Raw genomic sequence first — 12,718 nt, 5'->3', positions numbered from 1 at the left:
TCAGGTTGCAAACGAAAACCGGCCCATCTGGGCCGGTTTCAGCATAACACAAAACGTTCAGGAAGGCCTGATGCTTCAGCTGTTGCCCTCGACAAGGGTTGAAACGATGGCCTTGGCGCTGTCCGAATTCCACTCGGCATCTCCGATCAGGCGGGCAATCTCGTTGCCGTCGGGGTCGAGAATGACAGTGATTGGCAGGGCGATCACGCCCATTTTGCGTGCAACTGCCGATTGGGGGTCCTGATGACGTGGCAGGTTGTCGATGCCGTTTTCCTCGAAAAACTTCTTGATCCCGGCTGGCGAGTTACGCCCTGTGGCCAGTGTCACGACCTCGAACTTGTCGCCGCCGAATTCTTCTTGCAGCTCGGCGATCTGGGGCATTTCCTTGCGACACGGCGCGCACCAGGTGGCCCAGAAGTTCAACAGAACATACTTGCCCTTGTAATCCGCAAGCGTCGCGGTGCCGCCGTCATCCTCAAGCTGAAATTCAACTGCTTCGACTGGCTTTGGCTCTTTGTGCAGGATCAGCCGTTTTAAGGAGTCCTCCCGGAGCGGTGCTAGAGTTTCGGCATCCGTGGCCAAAGCCGCGTTTGCACCCAACGCGAGGGCCATATAAAGGGGGATCAGACGAAATAGGCGCATATCAACTCCGGGTTTTCTTACATGACCGATCAATCTTCGAACCAGATGTGGGGCGGCCGCTTTGCCGCCGGTCCAGACGCGATCATGGAGGCGATCAATGCCTCGATCGGGTTCGATCAGCGGATGGCAGCCCAGGACATTGCAGGCTCGCGTGCCCATGCCGCCATGCTGGCTGCCACAGGTGTTATTACTGATAGTGATGCGCAGGCTATTCGGGAAGGGCTGCTCACCGTTTTGTCAGAAATCCAGAACGGAGAATTTCAGTTCTCGACCGCGCTGGAAGACATCCACATGAATGTCGAGGCGCGCCTGAAAGAGGTGATTGGCGAACCCGCAGGCCGTTTGCACACAGGCCGGTCGCGCAATGATCAGGTGGCGACCGATTTCAAACTATGGGTCCGTGATCAGTTTGATGCGGCTGAATCCGGTCTGCTGGCCCTGATCCGCGCGCTTTTGGCGCAGGCTGAGGCTGGCGCTGATTGGGTCATGCCTGGCTTCACCCACTTGCAAACCGCCCAGCCAGTGACTTGGGGCCATCATATGATGGCTTATGTCGAGATGTTCGGCCGTGACCTGTCCCGCGTCCGCGATGCCCGCGCCCGGATGAACGAATCCCCCTTGGGTGCAGCCGCGCTGGCTGGAACGTCCTTCCCCATCGATCGTCAGATGACGGCTGAGGCGCTGGGCTTTGACCGCCCCGCCGCCAACTCACTGGATGCGGTCAGCGACCGTGATTTCGCGCTCGAGTTCCTGTCGACCGCCTCAATCTGCGCTGTGCACTTGTCGCGCTTTGCCGAAGAGCTGGTCATCTGGTCTTCGGCTCAGTTCCGGTTTGTTACGCTTTCTGACCGGTTCTCGACCGGATCGTCGATCATGCCGCAGAAAAAGAACCCTGATGCCGCAGAACTGATCCGTGCCAAAGTGGGTCGGATTTACGGCGCCAATACTGCGCTGATGATGGTTATGAAGGGATTGCCGCTGGCGTATTCCAAGGACATGCAGGAAGACAAGGAACAGGTGTTTGACGCCGCCGACAACTGGATGCTTGCTCTGGCCGCGATGGAAGGCATGGTCAAGGACATGACGGCCAACCGCGAAAGCCTTGCTGCCGCCGCAGGGTCTGGTTTTTCGACTGCGACCGATCTGGCCGATTGGCTGGTCCGTGTGCCGGGCCTGCCGTTCCGCGACGCGCACCACGTTACCGGATCGCTGGTCGCCATGGCGGAAAGCAAGGGTTGTGACCTGCCTGATCTGACGCTGGAAGACATGCAATCGGTCCATGCGGACATCACCGACAATGTCTATTCTGTCCTTACCGTCGAAAATTCGGTAAACTCACGCCAGTCTTATGGCGGCACGGCACCAGATCAGGTGCGTGCCCAGGTCAAGCGGTGGAAGGCGCTGGTGTGATGCGGATACTACGTGTGGTGCTTCTTATTTCGGCCGGGGCTCTTCTGGCCGGCTGCGGAGCGGACGGCGAACCCATCCAACCCACGATGAGCGCAAATATCGGTGTCGGCAGCAGCGGCACCTATGGCGGTGTCGGGGTCGGCCTACGACGCGGCGGGCTCGGCGTTTTCCTGGGGCTGTAATCGTCGATAGCAATCTCGCATTACCATGCCTATTTGAACGGCATAGTGGCCGAGCGCCAAAATCAAAAAAGAAGTCAAGACAATGAAAACCATCGGCCTGATCCTGTCGCTTGTCGTACTGGCAGCTTGCGACCCCACATATAAACCCCGCCCTGAGCCCGCAGAGACATCAACCGGGAACGGCATCAAAATCTCTGGCTATGGCCGGGTCGGTGTTTCCACATCGAACTGATCTTGCGCGGAATCCATTGATCCGCGTGGCCATTTTGGTCTAAGCGCGCAGTCATGGATCACTTTCTCTACCGCGACGGCGCGCTATACGCCGAGGATGTCCCGATTTCCGAAATCGCAGCTGCGGTCGGAACACCGTTCTATGTGTACTCCACCGCGACGCTATTGCGGCATTTCCAGCTGTTCGACGATGCGCTGGACGGCATGGATCATCTGGTCTGCTATGCGATGAAGGCGGCCAGCAATCAGGCGATCCTGAAGACGCTGGCACAGGCCGGTGCGGGAATGGACGTGGTCTCGGGCGGGGAATACCTGCGTGCCAAGGCGGCGGGCGTGCCGGGCGACAAGATCGTGTTCTCGGGTGTTGGCAAGACCGCGGATGAGATTCGCGCTGCGCTGAGCGGCGGTATCCGCCAGTTCAATGTTGAATCCGAGCCTGAGATGGAAGTGATCAACGCCATCGCTTTGGAACTGGGCGTGGTTGCACCGATCACCGTTCGGGTGAATCCTGATGTTGACGCAAAAACCCACGCCAAAATCGCGACTGGCAAGTCCGAGAACAAGTTTGGCATCCCGATCGCCCGCGCATCTGAGGTTTATGCCCACGCAGCCAGCCTTCCTGGGCTGGAGGTGATCGGTATCGACGTCCACATCGGCTCGCAACTGACCGAGTTGGAGCCGTTCGAGCTGGCCTACACCAAGGTCGCCGAACTTACCGAAAAGCTGCGGTCTGAGGGTCACAACATCCGCCGTCTTGATCTGGGCGGAGGGTTGGGCATTCCATACACCCGCGCCAATGACGCCCCACCGTTGCCGTTGGAGTATGGCGCGTTGATCAAGAAAACGCTGGGCCATCTGGGCTGTGAGATCGAGATCGAACCCGGTCGCCTGATTGCTGGAAATGCCGGACTGATGGTCAGCAAGGTGATCTACGTGAAATCTGGCGAGGGCCGTGATTTTCTGATCCTCGACGGCGCGATGAACGACCTGATCCGTCCGGCGATGTACGAGGCACATCATGACATCGTTGCCGTAAATGAACCCGCTCCGGGCGTTGAACAGCAACCCTATGACATTGTCGGCCCTGTTTGCGAAAGCGGCGATACCTTTGCCAAGGAACGCAACATGCCGCCCCTTTCACCGGGCGATCTGGTCGCCTTCCGCAGTGCCGGGGCCTATGGCGCGGTGATGTCCAGCGAGTACAATACCCGTCCCCTGATCCCAGAGGTTCTTGTGCACGGGGATCAATTTGCAGTTATTCGTGAACGGCCAAGCTTTGACGAAATCATAAACCGCGATACCATACCTGAGTGGCTTTGACGCGATAGGCGCGTGGGCCCGATCAGGAGGCCCGCTTTGCGCGCAAAACACAACCTGCCGATCCCAAGACTGTCCCTGTGGCTGACGCACGCAGGGATGCTGGCCGAGCAGTTTTTGCGCGCGTTTTGGCCCTTTTTCTCGGTTCTGATGGCGATTCTGGCGGCTTTGATGCTGGGCTTGCAGGACGAGGTCCGCGTTGAAATCGTCTGGGGTGTGGGCGCTGTCGCACTGTTGGGGCTGGCCGCTACGCTGTTTGTTGGTGCAAGGCGATTCCATTTCCCTTCACGTGCCGAAGCGCTGATGCGGCTGGATGCGGCGATGCCGGGGCGGCCTATCCAAGCTTTGATAGATGATCAGGCCATCGGCGCGATGGACACGGATTCTGTCGCGTTGTGGCGCGCGCACCAGAATAGGATGGCGCGACGTGTTGCGCAGGCGGAACCTGTCAAACCCGATTTGCGGCTGGCGGATCGCGACCCTTATGCGCTGCGTTATTCAGCACTGCTGGCGCTGGTGATCGCGGCGATGTTCGGGTCGTTCTGGCGCATCGGCTCGGTGGCCGAGATGACGCCGGGCGCTGCTGTGGCAGGGCAAGGGCCCAGCTGGGAAGGCTGGGTTGAGCCGCCGCGTTACACCGGGCTACCGACGCTGTATTTGGCTGATCAATCCGATCCGACGTTGTCCGTTCCGCAGGGCAGTCGTATCACTCTTCGCTTCTACGGGGAAATCGGCGCGCACAGTTTGACGGAAACCACCACGCCTTTGGGCACTGAGGCGGCCACCGAGCCGGAGCAGGATTTTGTCGTCGAACGCTCGGGCCAGTTCAAAATCGACGGCCCATCGGGCCGCGATTGGGCGCTGAACGTTATTGCGGATACCCGCCCACAGGTGGCCGTGGCCGGTTCCGCCGAGTCCGAGGCCGGCGGTCAGATGAAACTGCCATTTGCTGCCAGCGATGATTATGGCGTGGTATCCGGCTCGGCGGTGATCGAACTGGATCTGGCCTCGGTCGACCGCCGGTATGGTTTGACCTCTGCGCCTGAGCCGCGCGAGGTCATCAAGGTTGAACTGCCCATGCCGATCACCGGTGATCGGGCGGATTTCACCGAAGATCTAATCGAGGATTTTTCACAGCATCCATGGGCGCATTTGCCGGTAAAAGTAACCCTGATGGCCCGAGACGCGGCGGATCAAGAGGGGCAATCCGAGCCTTATGCGACTGCGCTGCCCGCGCGCCGGTTCTTTGACCCGCTGGCCGCCGCCGTGATCGAACAGCGCCGCGATCTGCTGTGGACGCGCGAAAACGCGACCCGGGTTTCGCAAATGCTGCGGGCGGTATCGCACTTGCCCGAAGAGCTTTTCCGGTCCGACACCGCCTATCTGCGCCTGCGCGTGATCCTGCGCCGTTTGGAGATGTTCAACGAGTACGGCCTGAAACCGGAACAGCAGGCAGAAATCGCCGAGGCGCTTTGGGAGCTAGGCGTTCTGATAGAAGACGGTACCCTTGCCGACGCTCTGGAACGCATGCGCCGGGCGCAGGAGCGCCTGACAGAGGCGATGAAAAACGGTGCCACGGATGAAGAGATCGCCGAGTTGATGCAGGAACTGCGCGAGGCAACGCAGGACTACATGCGCCAATTGCAACGTCTGGCGCAGGAAAACGGCGAGTTCGACGAGAACCAGCAAGGTCAGGACGGCGAGTCCATGCAAATGGCGCAGGACGACCTGCAACGCATGATGGACCGAATTCAGGAGCTGATGGAACAGGGCCGCATGGCCGAGGCGCAGCAAGCGCTGGAAGAGTTCCAGCAGATGATGGAGAATATGCGCGTTACCCAGGGCCAGGGTCAGGGACAACAGTCCGAAGGCCAGCAGGCGATGGAAGGATTGGCCGAAACTCTGCGCGAACAGCAAGGTCTGAGCGATCAAGCCTTCCGTGATCTGCAGGAACAGTTCAACCCCGGCGCGCAAGCCGGCGAAAGCCAGGGCAACGAAGGCCGCTCGGGTGGGCAGGGCCGGGGCCAGAGCCACGAAGGACAAGGCGGTCAGGGTCAGGGGACTGACGAACAGGGCAGCGGCAGCCAGCAAGGCCAGGGGTCACTTGCAGATCGCCAACAGGCCTTACGCGATGAGCTGAACCGGCAGCAGCAAGGATTGCCCGGTACCGGAACCCCTGAAGGTGACGCCGCGCGCGATGCGCTGGACCGAGCCGGGCGCGCGATGGAGGGCGCCGAAGAAGCCCTGCGCGGCGATGATCTGGCCGAAGCAATCGACCAACAATCCGAAGCGATGGAGGCTCTGCGCGAGGGGATGCGATCTCTGGGCGAAGCACTGGCCCAAAACCAGCAGAACCAGCCGGGCCAAGGGTCGCAGGAAGGAGATATGCAAGCCGACAACCGTGACCCATTGGGACGCAGCCCGGGGGCCAATGGCACAATCTCGACCGATGAAAACCTGTTGCAGGGTGAAGATGTCTATCGTCGCGCCCGCGAATTGCTGGACGAAATCCGCCGCCGGACTGGGGAATCGGATCGCCCCCAGATCGAACTGGAATACCTCAAACGCCTGTTAGAAAGGTTCTGATCTTAGTCAGTTCTGAGAGGTGCCAGACCCGGTCTGCGCCTCAAGCCACAAACGCGCCTGATCCACCAGAGAGACATAGCTGTTGAGAACCGGATCAGCCTGCGGCACCGCTTCGGAAATCTTCTGGGAATTGCTGTAGATCAGCAGCAGGGTCACCCCGACAACCAGAATCAGAAGGAACCCGCGCCGGAACCCGCCAGACTTGCGGGGCGGGGGCATGTCCTCGTCCAGCTTTGGCAAGGGATCGTCGCTGCGCAGGCTGGAATTGATTGCCTCGACATCCGGCAGCGCGTCTTTCTGACCGAAATCCTTTGCGGTTTCTGTCGCGATCAGGTCCTTGGCGGCTTTTTCCACTTCGGGCGGCGCGTCGAGAGCCAAATCGGTCTGCGTCTCAAGGCTGCTGCCTTCGTGGGCGCGCAGGTCTGCTTCGCGGGCCGCTTCTTCCTTGAGGATGTTGGCAACCGCCGGGTCGACATTGCCGGTCGAGGAAGCTGCGGCAGGTTCGGGCTCTTCGATAGGTTTCGCGACAATCTCTGGCGTTTCCGCCTTTGCCGCGGGTTCGTCCGCGGGCGGTTCCGGCTTTACCGGTTCAGATGCAGTTTCGGGGTATTTGGCCTGAAACCAAGTCTTTTCGCAATTGGAACACTGCACATCGCGGCCTTCCTCGGGAATGACCTCGTCTGGCACTTCGTACTGAGCACCACAATTCGGACAAGTAAGACGCATGCTGCCTCCCGGTCGGGGGCCCGACCTGATAATAGTTTTTTCAGGGATGTTATTCCGTTAAGACCTGACCGCAAAGGGTGTTTTCGGTTTCACACGGCAAGTGTCACCAATTCGACCCGGTGCAGGCATTGAAACCACAACCGCGCTCGGGCAAGAAGGGCGGCAACAATAATTGGGGGCCCTTGTGATCGAGCTGGAAAACGTCAGCTACACCTATGGTGATGGTGAGTTGCTGAGCGACGTATCGCTTCAGTTGCAGCCGGGGTCGTTCCATTTTCTGACCGGTCCGTCGGGTGCGGGCAAGACGACCTTGCTCAAGCTATGTTATGGCGCGTTGCTGGCCACATCAGGACGGATGACCGCATTTGAGCAGGACATTGCACGCCTGGACCGAGATCAGATGGCGCTGCTGCGTCGCCGGATCGGGGTCGTGCATCAGGATTGCCGATTTCTGGACCATATGACCTTGGCTGAAAACGTCGCTTTACCATTGATGGTGTCCGGTAAAGGCGAGAATGCGCAGAAAGAAGACCTGCTGGAATTGCTGAACTGGGTCGGGCTGGGCACACGGCTCGATGCGCTTCCGCCGGAGCTTTCCGGGGGTGAGCGTCAGCGCGCAGCTTTGGCGCGGGCGGTTATCTTGTCGCCGGACGTTGTGCTGGCCGATGAGCCGACCGGCAATGTGGATTGGGAAATGTCCCAGCGATTGCTGCGCCTGCTGGTCGAGTTGAACAAGATGGGCAAGACCGTGCTGATCGCGACCCATGACCTGAGCCTAATCCGCGCGGCCAAAAGCCAGGTTCAGGCCCGTGTCCTTCGGATATCGCAACGCCAGATTCAATTGGCGGGGGCGGATCTATGAACAAGGGCACCATCCGCAGCATGCTGGTGCGCGACAAACGCGCAGATCGGGTTGTTCCACCATCCGGCTACACGGCGCAGCTGACACTGTTCGTTTCTGGCGCGATGGCCTTTCTGGCCGTTTTCGCGCTTGCCTTGTCGCTGGCATCAGGCCGGCTGGCCGACCGTTGGGCATCGGAACTAGCAGGGGCTGCCACTTTGCGTATAAACGCGCCCGCCGAACAGCTTTCCGCCCAGACCGAGGCCGCGCTGACCGTGCTGGCCCAAACCCCAGGCGTTGCGTCGGCACGCGCCCTGACCGCAGAGGAACAGGTCGCGCTTTTGTCCCCGTGGTTCGGTCCTGATTTGCCGCTGGATACGCTGCCTATTCCGCAACTGATAGAAATCATCGAGGGCGAACCGGGTCTAGATACCGCTGGCTTGCGCTTGCGACTTGGCGCCGAAGTGCCCGGCGCCGTGCTGGACGACCATTCACGCTGGCGCGAGCCGCTGGTCGAGGCGGCAAACTCGCTGCGGCGATTGGGCTGGGTGTCTATCCTGCTGATTGGCGGCGCAACGGCGGCGATGATCACGCTGGCGGCCAATGCCTCACTGGCGGCCAATGCCCAAATCATCGAAGTCCTGCGCCTTGTCGGTGCCCGTGATCGTTTTATCGCCAGCGCATTTGTACGGCGGTTCACATATCGCGCTTTCTTCGGTGCCCTCGTTGGCGTGCTGTTCGGCATGACCGGTGTTCTGCTGTTGCCCGAAGCCTCAGTTGAAGGCGGGTTTCTGACCGGATTGGGTTTTCAGGGGGTTGGCTGGCTGTTGCCTGCGCTGATACCTCTGCTGGGGGCTGCGGTGGCGTTCTTGGCCACCTGGACAGCGGCCGTGCGCAAATTGAAGGAGCTTTCGTGATGGCTACAGCGATCCAATGGGTGCGCTCTTTGATCTTCATGATCGTGATTTATGCGTGGATGCTGATCCTTGGTATCGTTTTCGCGCCCTACGCGCTGTTTACCAAACGCGGGGCATTGCAAGCCTGTAAAACCTACGCGCGATCGACGATCTGGTTGGCCAGCTGGATGGTTGGCATCCGTTGTGAGGTTCGCGGAAACGTTCCCGTGGACGAGGTCGTGATCGGAGCCAAACACCAGTCCTTCCTGGACATCATCATGATTTTCAGCGCCATTCCGCACGGCAAGTTCATTATGAAAAGGGAACTGCTGTATACCCCGGTTATCGGTCTCTATGCCCGCCGCCTTGGGTGTATACCGGTTGATCGCGGCAGAAAGGGTGCTGCCGTCGCCAAGATGGTCAAAGACGTGGCCAAAGAGTTCTCAGAGCCCGGGCAGCTTGTGATTTACCCGCAGGGCACGCGCGTCGCACCGGGGGCGAAGAAACCCTACAAGGTCGGGACAGCGGTTCTGTATGAAGGACTGGGCTTTCCTTGTGTGCCGGTTGCGACGAATGCTGGTGTTTTCTGGCCGCGTACCGGGGTTATGCGCAAACCTGGTCTTGCAATCGTCGACTTTCTTGACCCGATCGAACCGGGTGTGGGGCGGGATCAATTTCTTGGACGTCTGGAAGACGTGATCGAAACACGATCCAATGCATTGATGCGAGAAGTGGGGTTTGAACCGGATGGAGCTCATTAAGAACATCGAAACGCTTGAGGCGCTCTACGGCACACCGGGCGCGCCTTCACTGCGCAAAGTGGCCAGACACCTTACTCCGCTTTATCGCAAATGGATCATGGCGTCGCGCCTGTGCATCCTCAGCACCGTCGGGCCCGAGGGTGTCGATGGCAGCCCGCGAGGTGACGACGGCCCGGTTGTACTGGAACTTGATCCGCACACACTGGCGATGCCTGACTGGCGCGGAAATAACCGGCTGGACAGTCTGCGCAATATCGTGCGCGACCCGCGAGTGTCGTTGATGTTCATGGTGCCGGGGTCCAACAGTGTCGTGCGATTGAATGGCACGGCGCATGTGACGGCTGATGAAAATTTGCGCGCGCAGTTCGAAAAGCAGGGCAAAAAACCAGCAACAGTAATCGTTATAGAAATCACTGAGATTTACACCCAATGCGCCCGCGCTTTGATGCGCGCCCGTACCTGGGTCAGTGGCGACGAGACCGCGCATGTGCCGACCGTCGGTGAAATCCTCGCCGAGGCGTCGGGCGGCGAGGAAGGCGGCACGCAATATGATCGCGAATGGGGTGCGCGCGCCGCAAAGACGATGTGGTGAACTGACCACAAATCGTCACGGAATTGTCACTAGTGTGGACAAATGCTCGGCCAAAATTAAGGATGTAAAAAACGATCCGAGGCCACAATGCAGCAGTTACAATCCCTTCTGAACTCGTTTTTTGAACACGTTCGGAATGTACTTATGTATCCGTTCGATCCCGTTAATCGAATCTACTACGTTTATTTGTGCAGTTCGGTTTTGATCGCGTTCTGGATTTACGTCAGAAATCGAAAAAACACATCTGAGGTTTTGGGCGAAAAGAGCTTTGTTGGTTTTCTGTTCCCTAAAAAGGTCTGGAGGCACCCATCAGCTTGGCTTGATGTCCGATACTTCTTTTTTCATATGTTTATTGGTCACTTCTTGATGATTGGCCTGTCCGCTGCTGCTGCGGCTCTGTCCTACTATTGGGCGAGCGGCGGGTTCAGTATCAATGAAGCTGCTCCGGCACAATCCTTAGAGGGTTGGACAGGCGCCGGTATCACCGTTGCGTATATGGCTGTACTGTTCCTTGTCGCAGATTTTCTTGGCTTTTTTGCGCACTATCTACAGCATAAAATCCCGCTTTTGTGGCAATTTCACAAAGTCCATCACAGCGCTGAAGTGATGCACCCGATTTCCAACTTCCGCGAGCATCCGATTGATAATTTTTTTTACAATATTTTGATTGGTTTGGGCGGGGGGGCTATCACCGGCTTCACTTTCCGGATCTTGGGGTATCACCCCAACCTACCTGTTATTTTGGGCGTTCCGGTTTTTATGTTCCTGTTTAACTTCGCGGGCTATAATTTGCGCCATTCCCATATATGGCTGCGTTGGCCCGGTGTTTGGTCAAAAGTATTTCCGTCACCCGCGCATCATCACGTGCATCACAGCTGTCACCCGGATCACCTGGACAAGAACTTTGCTTTCATGTTCCCATTCTGGGATGTGGTTTTCGGCACTTACGTGATGCCTGAAGACAACAGGGACGTGAAATTTGGTGTAACGGAAAAGGACAACGGCCTGAGGTTGGACTCTTGCCTGAAACTGTACGTGTTGCCGTTCCAGGATGCGTGGCGTCTGTTCCGGCCCAAAAAGCCGTCGGCTCAATCTAACTCTGTCACCAACGAGCCAGCGGAATAATGTTAATCGGTCGACCACCCGGTTGCGCCCGGGTTGTCCCATATTGAATTCACTATTGGATCGACCTGCCGCCGTAGGCGAGCGCAACTTTATGAGCGGCCTTGAATAGGTCGGGTAAGCACGGGATCAGGCTGCCGCGGCACCGATCCGGGCTACCTTTGATATCCAACGATCCACGCTGCCGGGTTTGGGATAGCTGGCGCCCGAAAAGTAAGTGAACCGGGTCGGTTTGAAGCCGACAAATCCCAGAATCTGATCGCGGATCTGGCGGATCAGGGCTTGCCTGTAGATCAAACGCATGAACCAGCCCGGCGTGTCCGAGGTCAGGATGACCCGCGCTGTGCGCCCTGTCAGCATAGGTGCTGGAAAGCCGATCCTTGTAGTATTCCGCGTGTCGAAGGTGCGTCCGGGGATGAATGCCCGGTCAATCAAACCTTTCAGCTTGGCCGGCAAGCCGCCCCACCACATCGGTGCCGTCAGGACAAGGTGTTCGCTCCATTCAAGATCCTGCAGCACTTGTTCCAATGCGGGTTCCAACGGTTTGAAGTCCTCATAGTTTCCCTGACCGAAGTCATGGTCAAATTGCAGGTCGCTTAGGTGAATCATGCGAACGTCGTGCCCCTGTCGTTTGGCCGCGTCAGCATAGGTTTCAGCAAATGTTCGGGACAGGCTGGTTTCGCCTGGGTGTCCGTCGAGGATCAGGATTTTCTTAGGTTGCATCGCGAATCTCCAAAAATGACCATGGTCAGTTTATAAGTGGAAAAAATGACCACGGTCAATTACAAAATTTGACCACGGTCAAAAAACATGCGAACAGGGCATATGCAAAAGACAGTTCAAAAGAGAACCCTTAAAACGCGCGCCCGATTAATTGAGGCGGCAGAGGACGTTATCGAAAGAAACGGCTATCAGGCTTTGCGAGTGGAAGACGTGGTTCAGGCAGCCGGGGTCGCAAAGGGAACCTTTTTTGCGCATTTCCGGGACAAAGACGCGCTGATGGAAATGCTGATTGGTGAGAGGCTGGTTGCCTGTTTCGATCAGGTCGAACAGGGCCCCGCCCCACGCACAGCCCCCGAAATCGCCGATGCCCTGCAACCGATCCACGCCTTCATGACGTCAGAGCGTTATGTGTTCGATCTGATCATCCGGTACTCAGGCGCTACCGCAATAACCGAGATCGGGCCCATAGCGCGTTGCTTCGAACGCTATGTCCGACTGGTCGCTGGTTGGTTGGAAACCGCGAAGGTGCGCAAGGACATTTCCCCCGACTTGTTGGCCGAGGGGGTTCAGGCTTTTGCTATTCAGTCAATGTCGCTGAAGTTCTGCGCTCTGCATGAAGCAGAGAGTTTTTCAGACAGGTTGGAAATCTATCTGGACGCGTGGTTAACCCCGGCAACCTGACGGCGGCC

At 58.2% G+C, this 12,718-nt stretch carries 14 protein-coding genes; 11 read left to right on the top strand and 3 right to left on the bottom strand.

Translation table 11 applies throughout. The features are described from left to right. Window positions 1–75: 75 nt before the first annotated feature. Window positions 76–642, bottom strand: coding sequence for a TlpA disulfide reductase family protein (locus AC2FI9_RS10950; protein WP_058273552.1), 567 nt, complete (start codon window positions 640–642; stop codon window positions 76–78). A 21-nt stretch (window positions 643–663) separates the two neighbouring features. On the opposite strand from AC2FI9_RS10950, the gene argH reads away from it, so the two are divergent. From argH to AC2FI9_RS10925, 5 genes are all read left to right on the top strand, one after another. Beyond that, complete coding sequence (gene argH, locus AC2FI9_RS10945) at window positions 664–2,052, top strand: argininosuccinate lyase (RefSeq protein ID WP_496767568.1); 1,389 nt, start codon at window positions 664–666, stop codon at window positions 2,050–2,052. Further along, on the top strand, window positions 2,052–2,234 hold the full coding sequence (locus AC2FI9_RS10940; protein WP_496738898.1) for an argininosuccinate lyase: 183 nt from the start codon (window positions 2,052–2,054) through the stop codon (window positions 2,232–2,234). Before argH ends, AC2FI9_RS10940 begins: the two co-directional genes overlap by 1 nt. 82 nt (window positions 2,235–2,316) lie before the next feature. Further along, window positions 2,317–2,466, top strand: a complete 150-nt coding sequence (locus AC2FI9_RS10935) for a hypothetical protein (RefSeq protein WP_496722927.1) — start codon at window positions 2,317–2,319, stop codon at window positions 2,464–2,466. Between the two features lie 53 nt (window positions 2,467–2,519). Then, window positions 2,520–3,785 carry a diaminopimelate decarboxylase gene (gene lysA / locus AC2FI9_RS10930; protein WP_496767567.1) on the top strand — a complete coding sequence of 422 codons (1,266 nt, stop codon included), beginning with the start codon at window positions 2,520–2,522 and terminating at the stop codon, window positions 3,783–3,785. 36 nt (window positions 3,786–3,821) lie between these two features. Further along, a complete protein-coding gene (locus AC2FI9_RS10925; RefSeq protein ID WP_496767563.1) occupies window positions 3,822–6,368 on the top strand; it encodes a TIGR02302 family protein in 2,547 nt (848 codons plus the stop codon). Between the two features lie 6 nt (window positions 6,369–6,374). Here AC2FI9_RS10925 and AC2FI9_RS10920 read toward each other — a convergent pair whose 3' ends face one another. After that, window positions 6,375–7,094, bottom strand: coding sequence for a zinc-ribbon domain-containing protein (locus AC2FI9_RS10920; RefSeq protein WP_496767561.1), 720 nt, complete (start codon window positions 7,092–7,094; stop codon window positions 6,375–6,377). A gap of 184 nt (window positions 7,095–7,278) precedes the next feature. On the opposite strand from AC2FI9_RS10920, the gene AC2FI9_RS10915 reads away from it, so the two are divergent. The 5 genes from AC2FI9_RS10915 (at window position 7,279) to AC2FI9_RS10895 (ending at window position 11,309) form a co-directional block, all read left to right on the top strand. Then, window positions 7,279–7,956 (top strand): cell division ATP-binding protein FtsE, encoded by a 678-nt coding sequence (locus AC2FI9_RS10915; protein ID WP_058273548.1) that lies wholly within the window; start codon window positions 7,279–7,281, stop codon window positions 7,954–7,956. After that, window positions 7,953–8,852 (top strand): cell division protein FtsX, encoded by a 900-nt coding sequence (locus AC2FI9_RS10910; RefSeq protein ID WP_282120101.1) that lies wholly within the window; start codon window positions 7,953–7,955, stop codon window positions 8,850–8,852. The genes AC2FI9_RS10915 and AC2FI9_RS10910 overlap by 4 nt, the downstream gene beginning before the upstream one ends. Next, window positions 8,852–9,592 (top strand): lysophospholipid acyltransferase family protein, encoded by a 741-nt coding sequence (locus tag AC2FI9_RS10905; RefSeq protein ID WP_496734331.1) that lies wholly within the window; start codon window positions 8,852–8,854, stop codon window positions 9,590–9,592. Before AC2FI9_RS10910 ends, AC2FI9_RS10905 begins: the two co-directional genes overlap by 1 nt. Then, a complete protein-coding gene (locus AC2FI9_RS10900; protein ID WP_496767558.1) occupies window positions 9,579–10,184 on the top strand; it encodes a pyridoxamine 5'-phosphate oxidase family protein in 606 nt (201 codons plus the stop codon). Before AC2FI9_RS10905 ends, AC2FI9_RS10900 begins: the two co-directional genes overlap by 14 nt. Window positions 10,185–10,436: 252 nt before the next feature. Beyond that, window positions 10,437–11,309: a sterol desaturase family protein gene (locus tag AC2FI9_RS10895; RefSeq protein ID WP_496767556.1), complete on the top strand. Its 873-nt coding sequence runs from the start codon at window positions 10,437–10,439 to the stop codon at window positions 11,307–11,309. 126 nt (window positions 11,310–11,435) lie between these two features. Here the strand turns inward: AC2FI9_RS10895 and AC2FI9_RS10890 are convergent, their stop codons facing one another. Further along, window positions 11,436–12,029: an NAD(P)H-dependent oxidoreductase gene (locus AC2FI9_RS10890; RefSeq protein WP_496767555.1), complete on the bottom strand. Its 594-nt coding sequence runs from the start codon at window positions 12,027–12,029 to the stop codon at window positions 11,436–11,438. Window positions 12,030–12,131: 102 nt separating this feature from the next. Here AC2FI9_RS10890 and AC2FI9_RS10885 point away from each other — a divergent pair, with 102 nt between their 5' ends. After that, window positions 12,132–12,710 (top strand): TetR/AcrR family transcriptional regulator, encoded by a 579-nt coding sequence (locus tag AC2FI9_RS10885; RefSeq protein WP_496767553.1) that lies wholly within the window; start codon window positions 12,132–12,134, stop codon window positions 12,708–12,710. The last annotated feature ends 8 nt before the right edge of the window (window positions 12,711–12,718 follow it).

The sequence above is a fragment of the Ruegeria sp. CDSA246 genome (assembly GCF_059611225.1).
Note: the sequence above shows the minus strand (reverse complement) of the source record. Positions and strands in the feature narration are given on the sequence as shown.